Origin of the sequence: Sphingomonas sp. FARSPH, assembly GCF_003355005.1 — a bacterium.
Taxonomy (GTDB): domain Bacteria; phylum Pseudomonadota; class Alphaproteobacteria; order Sphingomonadales; family Sphingomonadaceae; genus Sphingomonas.
Map to the genome: position 1 here is coordinate 574229 of NZ_CP029985.1, position 17643 is coordinate 591871.

A 17643-nucleotide genomic window follows, 5' to 3' on the forward strand; every position below is an offset into this window, starting at 1 on the left:
ACTATTCCCAAGATAGCCCGCGGCGACGCGCGAGCGGTTTCAGTACAAGCACGTGCCAGCAGGCCGCGAAACTCAGTCCGCAGATGCCGCCACACGCCAAAAGGACAGGGAAGATCGCACCAACCTCATCGGACGATATCGACAGGGCGCCAATAGGGCTGACCAATGCTGCCACGCTCCCAACCGCCAGGGCGAGCAGGTAATATACTCGCGGCGTGATTGGCTTTCGGCCGGCCCGGTGCGTGACGATCGGCAGGAAGATGAGTACCGCGATCACCCAACCCGGCGCCGTTGCGATCGCTCCCATCACGGGCATGGCTAAGAGCAGCTTCGGCAACCTCACGATGCCGAGATCGCCATTCAGCACCAAAAACATCGCCGAACCTGCGAAGGCCGCGACGATCAGGCTTGCGATCAGCGCGAAGGCCGCACGCATCGTCATCAGGCCTGCGGCGGCACGGGCCGCGGCTGGCGATGGTCGTCGATCGCGACGAAGGTGAAGCGTGCCTCGGTCACCTTGCGCACCTCTTCGCCATGGCGGTCGCGCGCCCAGCTTTCGACGGCGATCGCCATCGAGGTGCGACCGACCTTGAGCAGGCGCGCATAGACCGAGACCTCGTCGCCGACATGGACCGGAGCGTGGAACTGCATGCCGTCCATCGCGATCGTCACCGCACGCCCCTGCGCGCGGCGCGCGGCGACGAGGCCCGCGGCCGAATCCATCAGGCTCATCAGCCAGCCGCCGAAGATGTCGCCATAGGCATTGGCGTCCGCCGGCATCGCCGAGACGCGGATCGTCGGCGCGTCGGCCGGCAGCGCGGCGGGAATGGGGTCGGTCATGCTGTCACCGTTTCCTGTCGACCGCGCGCGCGCGGCGCAGCGGCTTGATACCCATGACGAGCGTCACCGCCATCGCGCCGGCCCCGCACCACCAGATCACCTCGCGCCCCAGCGGATAGGCCCAGGCCGCCGCCGCCGTGATGAAGGCCGCGGCCATCAGCCCGGCGAGGATGTGGAGGAGCTCGACGAGGGTGCGCATCCGCGCCGCCAGCCTATCCGGGTCAGGCGAGCATGCCGAGCGGACGCTCGACCAGCTCCTTGAACACCTTCATCAGCTCGGCACCGTCCGCGCCGTCGATCGCGCGATGGTCGAAGCTGCCCGTCGCCGACATCACGGTCGCCACCGCCAGCTCGCCATTGACGACGTACGGGCGCTTCTCGCCCGCGCCGATCGCCATGATCATCCCCTGCGGCGGGTTGATGACCGCTTCGAACTGTTTGATGCCGAACATGCCCATGTTGCTGATCGACGCGGTGCCGCCCTGGAATTCGTGCGGCGCCAGCTTGTTCTCCTTGGCGCGTGCGGCCAGGTCCTTCACCTCGGTGGAGATCGCCGACAGGCTCTTCGTATCGGCGCCGACGACGATCGGCGTGATCAGGCCCGATGGCGTCGACACTGCAACCGAAATGTCGGCGCGCTTGAAGCGGATCAACTGGTCGGGCGTGAACATGACATTGCACTTGGGCACCGCGATCAGCGCCTGCGCCAGCGCCTTCACCAGCATGTCGTTGACCGACAGCTTGACGCCGCGGCTCTCCAGCGACGCATTCAATTCGCCACGCAGCTTGAGCAGCGCATCGAGCTGGATATCCACCGTCAGGTAGATGTGCGGCACGGTCTGCTTCGATTCGGTCAGGCGGCGCGCGATCGTCTTGCGCATGTTCGACAGCTTCGTCGCCTCGTGCGGGATGTCCGGCACAGCGGCGGGCTTTGCGGCCGACGCAGGCGCAGCAGGGGCGGCGGCGGGCGCCGCGCTTTCGACCCTAGCGGTCGGAGCGGCGGCACCGGGCTTGGCGCCCTCGACGTCGGCCTTGACGATGCGGCCATTGGGCCCGGAGCCGGCGATGCCGCCGAGGTCGATGCCCTTGTCGGCGGCGATGCGGCGCGCGAGCGGCGACGCCTTGACGCGGTCGCCCGATGCCGGCGAACCCGTTTGCGCCGCGGGGCGGCCATGATCCTCCGCCTCGGCCACATTGCGCTCGGCGGGCTTCGCCTCGCTGCCCGTCTTGTTCGGATCGGCCGGGTCGGGGCTGCCCTTGAAAGCGGGGTCGACGGGCTGCGGCGTCTCACTCTTCGTCGGCGCCTCGACGGCGGACGCATCCTCGCCCTCTTCGGCCAAGATCGCGATCACCGCGCCGACCTTGACGTTATCGGTGCCCTCGGCGACCAGGATCTTCGCGATCGTGCCTTCGTCGACCGCCTCGAACTCCATCGTCGCCTTGTCGGTCTCGATCTCGGCCATGATGTCGCCGGACTTGACGGTATCGCCTTCCTTGACGAGCCATTTGGCGAGCGTGCCCTCCTCCATCGTCGGCGACAGCGCGGGCATCTTGATCTCGATCGACATGCAGGTCCTCTTGCCTGGGGAGTGGAGGCTCCTTTGCGCCCCTGACGCGCAGGGTCAACCCTTGCACTCGCCCGACCCAAGCGTCACGTAACGGAAAACGGGGGGCGAGATGCGCATCTATCTGGTGGTGATCGACGAAAGCCCCGAAGCGGAGATCGCGCTGCGCTTCGCCGCGCGCCGTGCGGTGAAGACCGGCGGCGGCGTCGAAATCCTGACGCTGATCCCACCGCAGGAATTCATCGCCTTCGGCGGCGTGCAGGCGACGATCGAGGAAGAGGCACGGCTACATGCCGAGGGCCTCGTCAGCACGGCGGCCGGCACGCTGATGACGGAATCGGGGCTGAAGCCGGCGATCACCGTGCGTGAGGGCGATGGGCCAAAGATCATCCGCGAGATCATCGCCGCCAATCCGGACGTCGCGGCTTTGGTGCTCGGCGCAGCGGCGAGCGGCGCACCGGGCAAGCTTGTCAGCCATTTCGCGGGCACCGATGCCGGCACCCTGCCCGTGCCGGTCATGATCGTTCCCGGCTCCCTCAGTCCCGAGGCGATCGACCGGCTGAGCTGATTGACAGCACCAACCCGAAAGATACCTGTTGCCGTAAGTACTTAACATAGATTAGTGCGAATGGGTCGACGGTGCCAGAGTGTACCCTTGTCGAGCGCGCGGCTTTCGGCTAATATATACTATTACTTAATAAGAAGGCGTTATGATCTGCCCCGCCATGCAGCCTCATCAACACGCTCACCTGCTCGCCCTGCTCGGCGAGGCTCTCGATTTGCTTGACCTGCTCGGAGCAAGCGTCCCCGCTGCGCAGATTTGCGGGGTCATTGAACAGTTGCAGGGCGTGCCGCACGACGTCTGCGTCCACTGACTGATCGCAACCCGCCTTGCGGCTTGAGCTGACGGGGAAATCCGGTCATGCCTTGAGGCATGATCGCCATCCTTTTATTCGCCGCCGCCGTCGCTCACCCGCTACCCTCCGCCGCAGATCGCGCGGTTGATCGCGCCGCTGCGCCGGATCGCCCCAGCCCCACCCGCCTGAAGGCGAGCGTCGCATCGCTGGTCGGCTTCGGCACGCGCCACACCCTGTCGTCGGCGACCGATCCGAAGCGCGGCATCGGCGCGGCGCGCACATGGGCGGCCCAGCAATTCGAGGCGATCGGCCGCGATTGCGGCGGATGCATCACCGTCGAGCGGATCGAACGCCGCTTCACGGGACCACGTGCGCCGGCAGGCGTCGTCGTCCAGGATGTGCTCGGGATCCAGCGCGGCCGCGATCCCAACCGCGTCGTCATCGTCGGCGGCCATATCGACAGCCGCGTCACCGACGTGATGAACGCGACCAGCGACGCGCCCGGCGCCAACGACGATGCATCCGGCGTCGCGCTCGTTCTGGAGGCGGCGCGCCTGTTGTCGAAACGCCGGTTCGATGCGACGATCGTCTACGTCGCCTTCTCCGCGGAGGAACAGGGCCTGTGGGGGGCGGAACTGCTTGCCGACACCGCGCAACAGCGCGGCTGGCGCATCACCGCGATGCTCAACAACGACATCGTCGGCAACACAATTGGCCAGGGCGGCGTGGTCGACGCGGGCCGCGTGCGCGTCTTCTCGGAAGGGATCCGCGCGGTCGAGGACCTGCCGCAACAGATGCGCCGGCGCGGTGATGGCGGCGAGGACGATGGCCCCAGCCGCGCACTCGCCAAGGCGATCGACGGTATCGCGACCGGCATCCCCGGCGGCCTCGACGTCGTCGTCGACCGGCGGCCGGACCGGTTCGGCCGCGGCGGCGATCACGAACCGTTCCTGAAGCGCGGCTATCCCGCGGTACGCTTTTCGGTGGGCGCGGAAAATTGGGACGCCCAGCATCAGGATCTGCGCACCGAAAAGGGGGTTGTCTACGGCGACACGATCGACCGGATGGACTTCGCCTATCTGGCCAAGGTGACCGCGATCAACGTCGCGACGATCGCCCGCCTCGCGGCCGCCCCCGCCGCGCCGGATACGGTGACGCTGTCGGGCGACCTGTCGCGCGATACTGAGGTGTCGTGGCCTGCGGTACCGGGCGCGGTCCGCTACCGCGTCCATTGGCGGCCCAACGACAGTGCGACGTGGAGCAATGCGCGCGACGTGACGGGAACGCAGACGACGCTGACGCAGGTGCCTGTCGACGACAGTTTCATCGGCGTGTCCGCGGTCGGCGCCGACGGGTCGGAAAGTCTGGTGACCTTCGGCGGCCGGGCGACCCGACGATAAGGGCGGGCCGCCATCGTCCGCTTCCCGACAATCCCATCGTGTTCGCCAATGCCGCCTTTGCATCGCTGACCTGATTCGCCGTCGGCGAGGTCGTCGGGCGCAATGGCGGCTTCATGCAGGGGCCGCTCACCGATCCCGCCGACATCGACCGCATCCGCGACGCGATCGCACGGCGCGAGCAACTCGACGTGCCGCTGGAACGGCAGTGGTTGCGCGAGCAGATCGAGGATCGCGAGGCGCTGGCGGTGAAGATCGCGGAGCGCGAGGCGCGGCTGACCATGGCGTTGAAGGCCGGCGGCTTCGGCACGTGGACGCTCGACCTGCCCGCGGTGCGGCGACCGCCTCGGCCAGCTGCCTGCGCAATTTCTGGCGCCCGGAGGACGAGGATTTCCCGCACGAGAAACTCCTGGCCGCACGGGACCCCGACGATGTGGCGCGCGTCCGGGCCGCGATCGCCGACACGATCGAAAACGACGCGCTCTACGACATCGAATATCGCCTCCTGACCCCGCGGGCGAACAGCGCCGGATGCACATCCAGGCCCGGTTGCAGCGGTGCGCGGACGGCACGCCGCTGGCGATGTCGGGTTTTCCGACCGACATTTCCGCCCGCAAATTCGCGGAGGAACATCGCGCGGTGCTGGCGCGCAAGCTGACGCATCGGGTCAAGAACCTGCTCGCGACGGTCGGTGCGGTGGTCAACCAGAGGTTGCGCGATGCCGATACGCTGGCCGATGCGCGCGGCGATCACCGGTCGCATCGCCAGCCTGCGCGCGGCGCACGAACTGCTGGTGCGCGACGAGGTGGCGAGCGCGGCGATCGCCTATCTGCCCGAAGGGGTGGTGTTCAGGATCGAGGCGCCGATCTGACGCCCCGCGTCACGCCCGGCCTGGTCGCGCCTCAGCTTTCGAGGAAGCGCGCCAGTCGGCGCTGGATATAGGCGCGATGGTCGGGCGTGAGCTTGCCGCCGTCGCGCGCCTGCAACGCCATCGCTTCCGCCTTGAGCGCGACGATCCAGCCGATCCGTTGCCGCCGGGTCGTCGGCGTATCGCGCGTGTCCGGCGCCACACCCGGCAACCAGGAACGATCGGTGGACGGCAGGCCGTGCGACGTCAGATCGACCGGCCGGCTCGGCGTCGGCAGGGCCTGCGTAAGAGCGGTGCCGGGAAAGGCAAGACAGAAGCCCAGTATCAAGGCGCGCATGCGATGTCTCCCTTGTCTGACGAGCTACAAGATCATCGCGCTTCGACGCATGCAAGCATGAAAAGGTCCATATCGAGCGTTAACCGGCACGCGGCGGCGTGAGCGAGTGCCGCGGCAACGCCGAAAACCGAAAAGGCCGCCCCATCACGGCAGGACGGCCTCTTTGGCGACGGTGGCGCGGCGCCCATCGCGCCGACGCTGCGGGTCAATGGCAGCGACAGCTTGGCGCCGGGCGCCAGACGCGCTTGATCTTGCCGCGCGCCACCACGCGCCGACGCGGATAGACGACGGCATCCTCGTACGTTTCGGTCGTCGTCGTGGTCACGACCGGCTGCGTCTGCACGACGACGGTCGTCGTGCTCGCCCCCGGATAATAATAGCCGCCGCTGGCGTATCCGCCGCCGCTTGTCGTGGTCACGGTCGTGGTGCCGTCGGGGGAACGCCACGCCGGCGGCGGAGGCGGTGCGTAGGCAATAGGCGGCGGCGTATAGGCACGCGGTGGCGGCGGCGGCGCATAGGCAACAGGTGGCGGCGCGTAGGCGCCCGGAGGCGGAGGCGGCGGATAGTCCGGCGCGACCGGAATGCGGCCCGGCCGGCCATAGCGCGCGCCATAATCGCCGCGACCGCGATCGTCCGCCCGGTCGATCGCATAGCCCGCCGCCGCGCCGACGCCCGCGCCGATCAGCGTGCCGCCCAGGCGGTTGCCGCGGCCGGCGATGAGGTTGCCTGCAACGCCGCCGACGACGGCACCCGCCACAGCGCCACCGACGCCATTGTCGCGACGATAGCCGCGCGCGTCGTAATGGCGCCCATAATAGCCTTCCTGGCCGCCGTCATCGGCATAGACCGCGGCGTCCTGCGGGTAACCGCCCGCATCGTAGCGGTCCCAGTCGACGCCATCGACGCTATCGTAGACGGCTCCGCGCCCGTCGACGAGAACCGCGTCGTCGTAATAGCGGACCCACGTATAGCCCTGCGGCGGCTGGGCCAGACCGTACGTCGACCAGTCGCTGACGTAGAAGCGCGGCGCATGCCAGTAAGCGGGCAGCATCCAGCCGCGCACCGGCCGGCGATAGGCGCTCCAGCCACCGGGCGCATTGACGCCGCCCCACCAGCGGCCGCCCACCTTGCTGCCCCACCGCCCGGTATAGCCGACGCGCGGCGGCGGCGGAACCATTGTCGGCGGCACCGCACCCGGAACGGCCATACCGGGCGCTATGCCCGGACGATGCACGATCACGCCCTGCTGCGCGCCCGCAACGCCTGTCGCGACCATCGCCAGCATCCCGCCCGCGAGCACCACCCTCAGCATCCCCGTTCTCCCTGTCGCACGTCCAGCACCGCCGATTCGACGTTACGCCTGCGCAACGCCGCAACCCTTAACGGGTTGCTTACCAAGGCGGGTCCTCCGGCGGAAGCGCGCGGGCTGTCCCGTTCCGGGTCAGCGTCTTGGCCGACGGACGATCAGGCGATGCGCGCGGCCAATCGCTGCATCAGCACCTCGCACCCCGCCGCATCCTCCGCGTCGAACCGGTCGGGCACCGGACTGTCGAGGTCGAGCACACCGATCAGGCGCCCGTCATGGACGATCGGCACGACCAGTTCGGAACGGCTCGCCGCGTCGCAGGCGATGTGGCCGGGAAAGGCGTGGACGTCGGCGACGACCTGCGTCGTCCGGCTCTGCGCCGCGGTGCCGCACACGCCCTTTCCGAACGGGATGCGGATGCACGCCGCCTTGCCCTGGAACGGGCCGAGCACCAGCTCGTCCGCGACATTGCGATAGAATCCGGCCCAGTTGAGGTCGGGCAGATATTGCCAGATCAGCGCGGCAGCGTTCGCCATATTGGCGATCGCATCGGGCTCGTCCGCGGTCAGCGCGTCCAGCGCGGCGGCGAGATCGTGGTAGAGCGCGGCCTTGCTGCCGGCGGCGATGTCGAACTGGTACATACGTGGCGATGTAGGCGGGACCGCGACCAAATCCCAGAGGCGTCCGTCAGTCGATCCGCACCTTCGCGCGCGCCGCTTTCACAACCCCGCGGCCCTTCTTGGTATCGACGCGTTTCGCCTTCGCGCTCTTCGACGGCTTGGTCTTCACCCGCCGCGCCTCGCGCTCCTCCGCCTTGGCGAGCATCTCCATCAGCCGCGCGCGCGCATCGGCGCGGTTCGCCTCCTGCGTGCGATATCGGCGCGCGGTGATGACGAGCTGGCCGTTGCTCGCCAGTCGGCTGCCCGCGATCACCTTCAGCCGCCGCCACGTCTCGGGATGCAGCCCCAGCTTGAGCACGTCGCAGCGCAGCTGGCACGCGGTCGCGACCTTGTTGACGTTCTGGCCGCCGGGGCCGGAGGCGGCGAGGAAACGTTCCTCGATCGCCTCCTCCGGCACCTGCATCACAACGCCCAGTCGCCGAACCGCGCGGGCAGCGGCGCCTCGGCGCGGATGGGGTCCTTGCTGCCGCGGGGCACGACCAGCTCGGCGGCGTGGAGCAGCATGCCCCCCGCCTCGCCCGCGCCATACACCAGATCCCCGACCACCGGCACGCCCAGCCCGGTCGCGGCATGGACGCGGATCTGGTGCGTGCGCCCCGTCGCCGGGCGGAACTCGACGAGCGCGCGCCCCGCCGCGTCCGTCGCGATCACGCGCCAGTCGGTGCGCGCCGCCTTCCCCTTGGGATCGGCGACCATCCGCCAGCCGTTCTCGCGCGTCGACACCTTGCCCAGCGGCAGGTCGATCGTCCCCGATTGACCCTGCGGCACACCGGCGAGCACCGCGAGATAGCGTTTCTCGACCAGCCCCTGCTCGAACGCCTGCTGGAAGCGCGCATGCGCCTTCGGATTGCGCGACAGCAACAGGCAACCGCTGGTGTCGCGGTCCAGCCGGTGCACCGCCTGCGGCCAGCGCTGGAACCCGAAACGCAGCGATTCCAGATGGTTTTCGAGGCTTAGGCTGCCGTCGCGCGGCGGATCGACGGGCAATCCGGCGGGCTTGTCGATGACCAGCGCTTCGCCGTCGATGAAAAGAACCTTGTCGCCATGCATGCGCGAGCCCTTGCCATCACGGGCCGCTTCGCGCCAGAGCCGCCAGCAATGCGATTTCCGTATATTCCGGTCTTATTCGCCGCGGTGCTGCTCGGCGCGCCCGCCGACGCGCAGATATGTGCCGCGGCGCAGACGCAGCTTTCCGCCAGCGGACGCGTCTTCGGTCATCTGTCGTACGGCGATGCGCCGCCGGACGATCTGGTGCCGGTTCCGGTCGACTATGCCGTGCGCGGCTGCCGCGTGCACAAGGACATGCTGCCCGACCTCGAGCGCATGATCGCCGCGGCACAGAACGATCCGGCGGTGAAGGGGCGCATCCTCGCCTTATCCTGCCACCGCTCGGTGCTGCGCCAGGCGGAGGTCTTCTGCCGCGGCGGCACGCAGAACGCCGCCGAACGCGCGATCTCCGTCGCGCCGCCTGGCCACAGCGAGCATGCGACGGGCTATGCGATCGATTTCGCGGTGCGGCCCGCGAACGGCTGCCCCGATGCGGAAGCGTGCATGGCCGTGACGCCGGCCGCGCGCTGGCTGCTCACGCATGCGCCGCGCTTCGGATTCGAACTATCCTTCCCCGGCGGCAATCGGCAGCAGGTGAAGTGGGAGCCGTGGCACTGGCGCTGGGTCGGCGCGACCGCCGCGACGCCGGGCGCGGCGCGCGCACGCTTCGTCTTCACCAAAGCGCGCGACCTGTTTCCGGCCGATCCCGCGATCGACCCGACCATCGTGATCGATCGGGTGACCCCAGTGGCGTTCGTGACGGTGCCGGTCTGGGTGGCGCCGAAGGCGACCGGGGATAAGAAGACCCGCCGGAAACGATAACCAACTCCCTCCCGCTCGCGGGAGATATTAAGGGGGTGGGCCCGTCCGGGAAGTACGGCCAGGACCCTCAGGGCGTTACCGCATCAGGACGGGCCCACCCCCTGCCCTCCCGCTCACGGGAGGGAGATCGGGCCTCAGCCCTTCAGCTTCGCCGCCGTCTCGGCAATCCGCTTGCCCTGATAGCGCGCGCCGTCCAGGTCGACCTGGCTCGGCTGGCGGCTGCCGTCACCGTCCGCCAGCGTCGATGCGCCATAAGGCGTGCCGCCATGGACTTCCTTGACGCCCATCTGCCCCTGATAGCCATAGTCGAGCCCGACGATCGTCATGCCGTGGTGGAGCAGGTTGGTCAGGATCGAGAAGATCGTCGTCTCCTGCCCGCCATGCTGGCTCGCGGTCGAGGTGAAGGCGCCGCCGACCTTGCCGACGAGCCCCCCGCGCATCCACACGCCACCAGTCGTGTCCCAGAACGCCGCCATCTGGCTCGGCATCCGACCGTAACGCGTCGGCGCACCGACGATGATCGCGTCATATTGGGTGAGCGCGTCCGGCCCTTCGATCTCCGGGTGCGCGGTGTCGGTCTTGAAGTGCGCGGCGGCGACGACTTCCGGAGGCGCGGTTTCGGCGACGCGGCGGATGTCCACCTCGGCGCCGCCGGCGCGCGCGCCCTCCGCCATGGCATCCGCCATCTTCTCGATATGGCCGTAGGACGAATAATACAGGACGAGGACCTTGGTCATCGGGCGTTACTCCAGCTTGGTATGATGCGCGTGCCCGGCGAGAACCGGGCACGCGCGTGAAGGTTCAGTTGGCGTCGACGAGGACGATCTCCGCCTCGTCGATCGCGGTGATCGTCACGGTCTGGCCGCCGGACAGCGCGGCGCCGTCGCGCGCGTCGAAACGCACGCCTTCGATCTCGATCGCGCCCGTGGCAGGAACGAGATAGACGTGCCGGCCTTCGCCGATCGTGTGCGTCGCGCTCTGCCCGGCGTTCAGCGTCGCCGCCATCACCCGCGCCTCCGCGCGGATCGGCAGCGCGTCGGTGTCCTCCGCGAAACCACTGGCGAGCGTCACGAACTGGCCCGACCGCTCGCCCTTGGGGAAGGGCTTGGCGCCCCAGCTCGGTGCACCGCCGGTACGCGTTGGCTCAATCCAGATCTGGAACAGCGTCGTCGTCTCGTTCTCCAGATTGTATTCGGCATGGCGAACGCCGGAGCCCGCGCTCATCACCTGCACGTCGCCCGCCTCGGTACGCCCCTGGTTGCCCATCGAATCCTGGTGCGTGATCGCGCCCGAGCGGACGTAGGTGATGATCTCCATGTCGCGATGCGGATGCGGCGGAAAGCCGGTCTGTGGCGCGATGGCATCGTCGTTCCACACGCGGATCGCGCCCCAGCTCATCCGGGCGGGATCGTAGTAATTGGCGAAACTGAAATGATGGCGCGCATCCAGCCAGCCGTGATCGGCATGGCCCAGGCTGGCGAAGGGACGGCGTTCGATTCCGGTGGTGATCCCGGTGGTCCTGGTATCGGTAGCGAGCATGGCTGCCTCCTGTATGTTGGCGCCAAGATGGGATGGAAGCGGGATCGCGTAAACGGAAACGCTGGAAACCTATCGTTTCCCCGATTACGACACGATCGCGGGACGAGGGACGAACGATGCGCTTACCCGATCTGGAAGCCTGGGCGATCTTCGCCGCGGTTGTCGAGCATCGCTCGTTCAGCGGCGCGGCCGACGCGATCGGCCTGAGCAAGGCGACGGTCAGCAAGGCGATCACCCGGCTGGAGTCGCACATCGGCCAGTCGCTGTTCCACCGCACCTCGCGCCGGCTCGCGCTGACCGAGGCGGGCAAACCGCTCGCCGACCATGCCGCGCGCATCCTCGCTGAGGCGCGCGCGGCGGAGGAGACCGCGCGCGACGCCGCCAGCGCACCGACGGGGCGCGTCCGCCTCGCCGCGCCGATGAGCTTCGGCATCGGCAACGTCGCGCCGCTCGTCGCCGAATTCCTTGCGACGCATCCGGGGATCGAGATCGACCTGCATTGCTCGGACGCGCGCATCGACATCGTCGCGGAGGGCTTCGACGTCGCATTGCGCATCGCCGACCTGCCCGATTCGAGCCTGCGCGCGCGCCGGCTGTGCGGCATCCGCATGCACATCGTGGCCGCGCCCGCCTATCTCGCGCGCCACGGCGAACCGACGCACGCCGGCCAGCTCGGCGAGCATCGCCTGCTCGGCTATGCCAACGTGCCCGGCCCATGGCGCTTTCGCGGCCCGGGCGGCGCGGAGGTGTCGGTGAAGCAAGAAGGCCCGCTCGTCGCCAATTCCGGCGAGGCCTTGGTCCCGGCACTCGTCGCCGGCCTCGGCATCGCGCGGTTGCCGGGCTTCATCATCGGCCCTGCCCTCGCGCAGGGAAAGGTCGTCGAAATCCTCGCGGACTGGGCGCCGCCCCCCGTCGGGCTTCACCTCCTCACCCCGCCCAGCCCCTTGCGCCCGGCCCGCGTCGAGGCGCTGATCGCCTTCCTCGCCGCGCGGCTCAGGGACCCCTGCGAAGGCGGGCATGGCCTGGGCGACAGAGGCTGAAGTCGCCCAAGAGCGGACATTGGCGCCGGGAGCGTCTCCAAGGCTGCGCAACTAAAGGGTGAGGGCTTCGCACTGCATTGAGGTTTGGCTGTGCCCCGCCTTGCGGGGTGGTGTGTGAACCACAGACCATCCCTCTTTCGTGCGGGCAAACCGAGCAACACAGGTCAGCTTGTCGGGCGCCGTTTCGCCAAGCACCATTGTGGGGCCTCCGTCCCGAACAAGCTCGAAGGAGCAACGCTGCCCTGAACGGCCCTGCAAACACCTAAGCTCTACGATGTGGAGGTCGGGAGCCGTGCCGCTTCCGGCGTCATACCAGAGCGAGGCAAGCCAGTTGCCGCTGCCTATCATGCCGTTCAGTTGAAGGTCTGCCCAAATTGCGGATTGGAGCTGCTTTTTCAACGGCTCCGATGGCGGCGCGAGCGAAGCGGCGGCCGCGGCAAGGAAGATAGCCAGCATCCCTGATCGTAACAGCCCGCTGGTCCGCTATCTAGATCGACCTGGCGGCGCGCAATGTCCGCTTCCCACGAAAAGCGGACGTTCCGCTTCCGCCCAGTTGCGGACATTCGCTGACGGAGTAGGATTGCTCATGGTCGCCGCGTTGAAGCTGCTGGTTATAGCCCAAACCGCTTTCTGGGCATGGGCCAGTTGGAAGACATTCGCGCGAGTGAGGGCGATCACCGCGGAGGCCTCCCCTAGCAGACCCCTGTCATATGTTGCCGGGCATTGGCTCCTAGTGGCGCTCTTCGCAGCTTTTGCGGTCGGCAGTTTACTGGCATTGCTCGGCTTTGGTTAAACGTCCGCTCCCTCCAACAGCGGACATCCCACCGGCCTCCCCCGTATCCATTCCGGGAGCAAAACCACCGGTCGCACATTGAGCACGCCATGCCGATCCGCGCCCTCCCCGCATGAACCGCCTTGCCCCCGACGATGCCGATGCGCGCTTCATGCGACGCGTCCTCTACGTCCTCGTCATCGTCGGGATCGCCGCGGCGCTGCTCAAGGCGGGCAATCTGCTCATCCTCGCCTTCGGATCGATGCTCGGCGCGATCGCGATCCATGCGATCGCGGACCTTTATCGCGACCACCTGCGCGTGCCGGAGCGCGCCGCGCTGCCGCTCGGCATGGCGACCGCGCTCGGCATCGTCGTCTTCCTCGCCTGGCTGTTCGGCGTGCAGTTCCGCGAACAGGTCAACGTGCTCGTCACGCGCCTGCCCGGCCTGCTCGACCAGCTTGCCGCCTGGGCGTCGCAAAGCCCGGTCGGCGCGAAGATCGTCGATGCGGTGCGCCAGGCCTATGCCGGGTCGCAGGCCGCGCGCGACGTCGGCGGGCTCGTCACCGGCGCGGGCGAGCTGTTGCTCAACTGCATCCTGCTGCTCGTCGGCGCCCTGTTCTTCGCCGCCGATCCCGGCATCTACCAGCGTGGCTTCCTGTTCCTGATCCCGCCCTCGAAGCGCCCGGCGATCGAGGATGCGCTGTTCGACGTCGGCTCGACCTTGCGACTGTGGCTGCGCTCGTCGCTGATCCTGATGACGACGATGGGCGTGCTGATCGGCATCGGTCTGTGGATATCGGGCGTGCCGTCCGCCGCCGCGCTCGGCCTGCTCGCGGGCCTCAGCGAGTTCATCCCCTATGTCGGGCCGACCGCGGCGATGATCCCCGCGCTCGGCCTCGCCGCGACGCAGGGCAACGGCCCGCTGATCGGCGCGCTCGCCACCTATGCGATCGTGCGGCTGATCCAGACCAATTTCATCACTCCCTACGTCCAGGCGCGCGTCGTCTCGATCCCGCCGGCGATCACCGTCTTTGCGATCATCGGCATCGGCATCGTGTTCGGCATCTTCGGCCTGTTCTTTTCCGCGGCCTTGCTCGTCGTGATCTTCACGCTCGTGCGCAGCCTGTACCTGCGCGAGGTGCTGGGCGAGGATATTCCGCGCAGCCGCCATCAGACGCTGCTCGGCCCGGATCTGACCCCGATCGACCCGGACGAGGGTGATTCGCCGCGCGACTCGCGGTAATCGCGGGCTTAATTCCCTTTAAGCGCAAATTAACCTTTGTCCTTCAGATGTCGTTTGGTTAATGAATCCGGGCCGTCCGGGCACGTCAGGGAGTGCCCGTCCGCGCCAACAGGGGATGACGCGATGCGGGTGCTGCTGATCGAGGACGAGCCGACGACGGCCAAGGCCATCGAACTGATGCTCGGGACGGAAGGCTTCAACGTCTACACGACCGATTTGGGCGAAGAGGGCTTGGACCTCGGCAAGCTCTACGACTACGACATCATCCTGCTCGACCTCAACCTGCCGGACATGCACGGCTACGACGTGCTGAAGAAGCTGCGCGTGGCGCGCGTCGCGACGCCCGTTCTGATCCTGTCGGGCATCAGCGAAATGGACAGCAAGGTGCGCAGCTTCGGCTTCGGCGCCGACGATTACGTCACCAAGCCGTTCCACCGCGAGGAACTGATCGCGCGCATCCACGCCGTCGTCCGCCGGTCGAAGGGGCATAGCCAGTCGGTCATCCGCACCGGCAAGTTGGCCGTCAACCTCGACGCCAAGACCGTCGAAGTCGATGGCGCGCGCGTGCACCTGACCGGCAAGGAATATGCGATGCTCGAGCTGCTCAGCCTGCGCAAGGGCACCACGCTGACCAAGGAAATGTTCCTCAATCACCTGTACGGCGGCATGGACGAGCCGGAACTGAAGATCATCGACGTCTTCATCTGCAAGCTGCGCAAGAAGCTCAGCGTGGCATGCGAGGGCGACAATTACATCGAGACCGTCTGGGGCCGCGGCTATGTGCTGCGCGAACCCGAAGAGGTCGTCGCGGTCGCCTGAACACACCAGCTTCGTCATTCCCGCACAGGCGGGAAACCAGACACGCTGCCGTAGCTGATTCAACCCGACGTTCATGCTTCTGAATCCCCGCCTTCGCGGGGATGACGATGGGCATTGAAGGAAGTGGTCAGGCCAGCCAATCTGCGGCAGTGACCAATGGCTCCCCCTCCCACGCCAGGCCCGGCATCGCTGAAGCGTTGCAAGCGGTCTACGAAGCGTTCGCGAGCGCACCGCCACCCACAATTGATGGATGTCCCTGCTGCATCTCGACGCGCGGCACCGACGTGCTGTTGACGACGCCCTTGCGCCAAATCCCCGGTCTGGCGCTTTGGCGCTATGTGTCCGGCGCTTTTTTGACGGTCGGTGACACACGAGATTTCCGCTATCTTCTCCCCCGGATTCTGGAAGTGTCCGTATGCGATCCCGGCAATGCCAACGACCCGGAAATCGTACTGGGAAAGCTGGCGCTCGCCGACTGGCGATCATGGTCGCAGCAGGAGCAGCGCGTGATCGAGGATCTCGTCGACGCTTGGTTCGAACAAACGCTTGCAAATGACCTGGCCGAGGCCGCGGAGGGCTGGCTCATGGGCGAGGTAGAGCACATCCTGTGCGGGGCGGCGCGCGCCGGCATGTCCTTACGCCCGTGGCTCGTCCGCCTTTCCGAAGCCGACGCAGCGCCCGTTCTCGCCTATCTGGAGGAGCAGTTCCCGACCGACATGTCGCCATTCTGGGAATTTGCACCCCACGGCCTGCAGGAGCTAACGACGATACTTACGGTCGGACGCGCCTAGCCTCGCCCCTATTTCCGCTCCCAGACCTTCTGCGCGCCGATCCACGTCTCCAGCACCTTCGTCCCCCGCAACTCCGTCGGGCTCGCGTTCATCGGATCGCGGTCGACGACGACGAAGTCGGCCTTCTGGCCCGGCTGCAACGATCCGAAATCCTTTTCCGCGAACCCGGCATAGGCCGCCCCGCCGGTATAGGCCCACCACGCCTGTTCGCGTGTCACCGCTTCCTGCGGCTGCCACCCGCCGAACGGCTGGCCGTCGGGGCCCTGCCGCGTGATCGCCGCGGCCCAGCCGGCCCAGGGATCGGGCGCCTCGACCGGATAGTCGGAGCCGAAGGCGAGGCCCGCGCCGTTCCGCAGCATCGATGCCCAGGCATAGGCGCCCCCCAGCCGCTGCGGCCCCAGCCGTGCCTCCGCCATCACCCGGTCGCTCGTCTCGTGCACCGGCTGCATCGAGGCGATGATGCCGTGCCGGCCGAAGCGCGGCAGGTCGACGGGGTCGACGATCTGCGCATGCTCGATCCGCCAGCGCCGGTCGCCCTTGTACGTGTCCGACAGTTCCTCGATCGCGCCGAGCACCTGTGCGTTCGCCCGGTCGCCGATCGCGTGGACGGCGACCTGGTAATTGTCCATCGCCGCGCGGCTCATCAGGTTGCGGATCAGCGTGTCGGACATGAAGCCCGCCCCCGACTGGCCCGGTGCATCGGCGTATGGCGCCTTCAGCCATGCGCCACGCGACCCCAGCGCGCCATCGGCATAGAGCTTGACGCCGACCAGCCGCAGCCGCCCGTCGTACAGCCACGGACTGGGGCCGGTGCCGCCGATCTGCACCGCGGTATCGACGCCCATGCCATAGCTCATGATGCGCACGCGCAGGTCGCCGCGGTCGCCGATCCGGCGATAGGTCAGCCAGTCGTCGAGGCTGGTGCCCATGTCCGCGGCCGCGGTGACGCCGTTCGACAACAGGATGTCCTGCGCGCGGATGAAGGCGGCGTTGCGATCCTTGCCCAGCGGCTGCGGCACCACCTTGCGCACCAGGTCCATCGCCGCATCGACGAAGACGCCCGACGGACGCCCGCCGACCTTTTCGATCCGCCCGCCCGCGGGGGTCGGCGTCGCGGCGGTGACGCCCGCCGCCTTCATCGCCGCGCTGTTCGCCCAGGCGGCATGGCCGTCGGCACGCGCCAGCCAGACAGGGAGGTCGCCCGTCACCGCATCCAGCTCCGCCGCGGTCGGGAAGCGGCCAAGGCCCCAGACCTCCTGGTTCCAACCCCCGCCGACGATCCAGCGCCGGTCGGGATTGGCCTTGATATAGGCGGCGATCTTCGCCTGCGCCTCGGCCAGGCTCTTCGTGTCGGACAGGTCGAGTTCGAGCGCGCGGAAGCCCAGCTCCATGATGTGGCCGTGCGCATCGATCATGCCGGGCACGAGCGTGCGGCCCTTCAGGTCGGCGCGCCAGTCGTAGCGCGGGCCCGGGTTCTTGCGCGTCGGCTCGGGCGTCTTCTCGCCGACCGGGATCAGGCGCACGACGCGTCCCTGCGCATCGATCACCATCGCGCGAAAGCGCACGACGCGCTTGTTCGCATCCAGCGTGACGCCGCTGACGTTGTCGATCAACGCATCGGCGCCCGCGACGGTGGGCACCGACAGGGTCGCGAGGATCGCGGCGGCAATGCGAAAGCGCGCTTGGGACTTGGCCATGGCCTTGCCATATGGCGGCGACA

Annotated in this window: 23 protein-coding genes and 1 pseudogene; 11 read left to right on the forward strand and 13 right to left on the reverse strand. The window is 68.0% G+C overall.

Annotation, left to right across the window (positions count from 1 at the left end):
• Window position 1: 1 nt before the first annotated feature.
• From DM480_RS02880 to DM480_RS02895, 4 genes are read right to left on the reverse strand one after another with little or no spacing between them, the layout of a single operon-like run.
• Window positions 2-442 carry a hypothetical protein gene (locus tag DM480_RS02880; RefSeq protein WP_115377467.1) on the reverse strand — a complete coding sequence of 147 codons (441 nt, stop codon included), beginning with the start codon at window positions 440-442 and terminating at the stop codon, window positions 2-4.
• A complete protein-coding gene (locus DM480_RS02885; RefSeq protein WP_115377468.1) occupies window positions 442-840 on the reverse strand; it encodes an acyl-CoA thioesterase in 399 nt (132 codons plus the stop codon). Before DM480_RS02885 ends, DM480_RS02880 begins: the two co-directional genes overlap by 1 nt.
• Before the next feature lie 4 nt (window positions 841-844).
• Window positions 845-1039 carry a hypothetical protein gene (locus DM480_RS02890; RefSeq protein ID WP_115377469.1) on the reverse strand — a complete coding sequence of 65 codons (195 nt, stop codon included), beginning with the start codon at window positions 1037-1039 and terminating at the stop codon, window positions 845-847.
• A 22-nt stretch (window positions 1040-1061) separates the two neighbouring features.
• Window positions 1062-2408 carry a pyruvate dehydrogenase complex dihydrolipoamide acetyltransferase gene (locus DM480_RS02895; RefSeq protein ID WP_115377470.1) on the reverse strand — a complete coding sequence of 449 codons (1347 nt, stop codon included), beginning with the start codon at window positions 2406-2408 and terminating at the stop codon, window positions 1062-1064.
• Window positions 2409-2517: 109 nt separating this feature from the next.
• On the opposite strand from DM480_RS02895, the gene DM480_RS02900 reads away from it, so the two are divergent.
• From DM480_RS02900 to DM480_RS18420, 6 genes and pseudogenes are all read left to right on the forward strand, one after another.
• Window positions 2518-2973 (forward strand): universal stress protein, encoded by a 456-nt coding sequence (locus tag DM480_RS02900; RefSeq protein WP_115377471.1) that lies wholly within the window; start codon window positions 2518-2520, stop codon window positions 2971-2973.
• 142 nt (window positions 2974-3115) lie between these two features.
• A complete protein-coding gene (locus tag DM480_RS18055; RefSeq protein ID WP_157968759.1) occupies window positions 3116-3280 on the forward strand; it encodes a hypothetical protein in 165 nt (54 codons plus the stop codon).
• Between the two features lie 59 nt (window positions 3281-3339).
• The gene (locus DM480_RS02905) at window positions 3340-4662 is read left to right on the forward strand and encodes a M20/M25/M40 family metallo-hydrolase (protein ID WP_115377472.1); all 1323 of its coding nucleotides are present in this window, start codon (window positions 3340-3342) and stop codon (window positions 4660-4662) included.
• A 113-nt stretch (window positions 4663-4775) separates the two neighbouring features.
• On the forward strand, window positions 4776-5168 hold the full coding sequence (locus DM480_RS18680; protein WP_269801930.1) for a hypothetical protein: 393 nt from the start codon (window positions 4776-4778) through the stop codon (window positions 5166-5168).
• 73 nt (window positions 5169-5241) lie between these two features.
• Window positions 5242-5361 (forward strand): annotated as a pseudogene (locus DM480_RS18415) (histidine kinase); the annotation flags it as partial.
• A 16-nt stretch (window positions 5362-5377) separates the two neighbouring features.
• Window positions 5378-5530, forward strand: coding sequence for a hypothetical protein (locus DM480_RS18420; RefSeq protein ID WP_232834219.1), 153 nt, complete (start codon window positions 5378-5380; stop codon window positions 5528-5530).
• A 31-nt stretch (window positions 5531-5561) separates the two neighbouring features.
• Here DM480_RS18420 and DM480_RS02915 read toward each other — a convergent pair whose 3' ends face one another.
• From DM480_RS02915 to DM480_RS02935, 5 genes are all read right to left on the reverse strand, one after another.
• The gene (locus DM480_RS02915) at window positions 5562-5864 is read right to left on the reverse strand and encodes a hypothetical protein (protein ID WP_115377473.1); all 303 of its coding nucleotides are present in this window, start codon (window positions 5862-5864) and stop codon (window positions 5562-5564) included.
• Window positions 5865-6069: 205 nt separating this feature from the next.
• On the reverse strand, window positions 6070-7176 hold the full coding sequence (locus tag DM480_RS02920; RefSeq protein ID WP_115377474.1) for an RcnB family protein: 1107 nt from the start codon (window positions 7174-7176) through the stop codon (window positions 6070-6072).
• 152 nt (window positions 7177-7328) lie between these two features.
• Window positions 7329-7811 (reverse strand): GAF domain-containing protein, encoded by a 483-nt coding sequence (locus DM480_RS02925; RefSeq protein WP_115377475.1) that lies wholly within the window; start codon window positions 7809-7811, stop codon window positions 7329-7331.
• A 46-nt stretch (window positions 7812-7857) separates the two neighbouring features.
• The gene (gene arfB, locus DM480_RS02930; RefSeq protein WP_198665884.1) at window positions 7858-8253 is read right to left on the reverse strand and encodes an alternative ribosome rescue aminoacyl-tRNA hydrolase ArfB; all 396 of its coding nucleotides are present in this window, start codon (window positions 8251-8253) and stop codon (window positions 7858-7860) included.
• Complete coding sequence (locus tag DM480_RS02935) at window positions 8253-8900, reverse strand: RluA family pseudouridine synthase (protein WP_115377477.1); 648 nt, start codon at window positions 8898-8900, stop codon at window positions 8253-8255. The genes arfB and DM480_RS02935 overlap by 1 nt, the downstream gene beginning before the upstream one ends.
• A gap of 48 nt (window positions 8901-8948) precedes the next feature.
• On the opposite strand from DM480_RS02935, the gene DM480_RS02940 reads away from it, so the two are divergent.
• Window positions 8949-9719 carry a M15 family metallopeptidase gene (locus DM480_RS02940; RefSeq protein WP_115377478.1) on the forward strand — a complete coding sequence of 257 codons (771 nt, stop codon included), beginning with the start codon at window positions 8949-8951 and terminating at the stop codon, window positions 9717-9719.
• A 134-nt stretch (window positions 9720-9853) separates the two neighbouring features.
• On the opposite strand, the gene wrbA is transcribed toward DM480_RS02940, so the two are convergent.
• Complete coding sequence (gene wrbA, locus DM480_RS02945) at window positions 9854-10456, reverse strand: NAD(P)H:quinone oxidoreductase (RefSeq protein ID WP_115377479.1); 603 nt, start codon at window positions 10454-10456, stop codon at window positions 9854-9856.
• A gap of 64 nt (window positions 10457-10520) precedes the next feature.
• Entirely contained in the window at window positions 10521-11258 is a 738-nt protein-coding gene (locus DM480_RS02950) for a pirin family protein (RefSeq protein ID WP_115377480.1), read from the reverse strand.
• Between the two features lie 116 nt (window positions 11259-11374).
• Here DM480_RS02950 and DM480_RS02955 point away from each other — a divergent pair, with 116 nt between their 5' ends.
• A complete protein-coding gene (locus DM480_RS02955; protein WP_115377481.1) occupies window positions 11375-12298 on the forward strand; it encodes a LysR family transcriptional regulator in 924 nt (307 codons plus the stop codon).
• Window positions 12299-12349: 51 nt separating this feature from the next.
• Here DM480_RS02955 and DM480_RS02960 read toward each other — a convergent pair whose 3' ends face one another.
• The gene (locus DM480_RS02960; protein ID WP_115377482.1) at window positions 12350-12754 is read right to left on the reverse strand and encodes a hypothetical protein; all 405 of its coding nucleotides are present in this window, start codon (window positions 12752-12754) and stop codon (window positions 12350-12352) included.
• Between the two features lie 449 nt (window positions 12755-13203).
• On the opposite strand from DM480_RS02960, the gene DM480_RS02970 reads away from it, so the two are divergent.
• From DM480_RS02970 to DM480_RS02980, 3 genes are all read left to right on the forward strand, one after another.
• Window positions 13204-14313, forward strand: a complete 1110-nt coding sequence (locus DM480_RS02970; RefSeq protein ID WP_115377484.1) for an AI-2E family transporter — start codon at window positions 13204-13206, stop codon at window positions 14311-14313.
• Window positions 14314-14436: 123 nt separating this feature from the next.
• The gene (ctrA, locus tag DM480_RS02975; protein ID WP_115377485.1) at window positions 14437-15132 is read left to right on the forward strand and encodes a response regulator transcription factor CtrA; all 696 of its coding nucleotides are present in this window, start codon (window positions 14437-14439) and stop codon (window positions 15130-15132) included.
• A gap of 107 nt (window positions 15133-15239) precedes the next feature.
• Window positions 15240-15923, forward strand: a complete 684-nt coding sequence (locus DM480_RS02980; protein ID WP_125471453.1) for a hypothetical protein — start codon at window positions 15240-15242, stop codon at window positions 15921-15923.
• Between the two features lie 8 nt (window positions 15924-15931).
• Here the strand turns inward: DM480_RS02980 and DM480_RS02985 are convergent, their stop codons facing one another.
• Window positions 15932-17620, reverse strand: a complete 1689-nt coding sequence (locus DM480_RS02985; protein ID WP_115377487.1) for an amidohydrolase — start codon at window positions 17618-17620, stop codon at window positions 15932-15934.
• Between the last annotated feature and the right edge of the window lie 23 nt (window positions 17621-17643).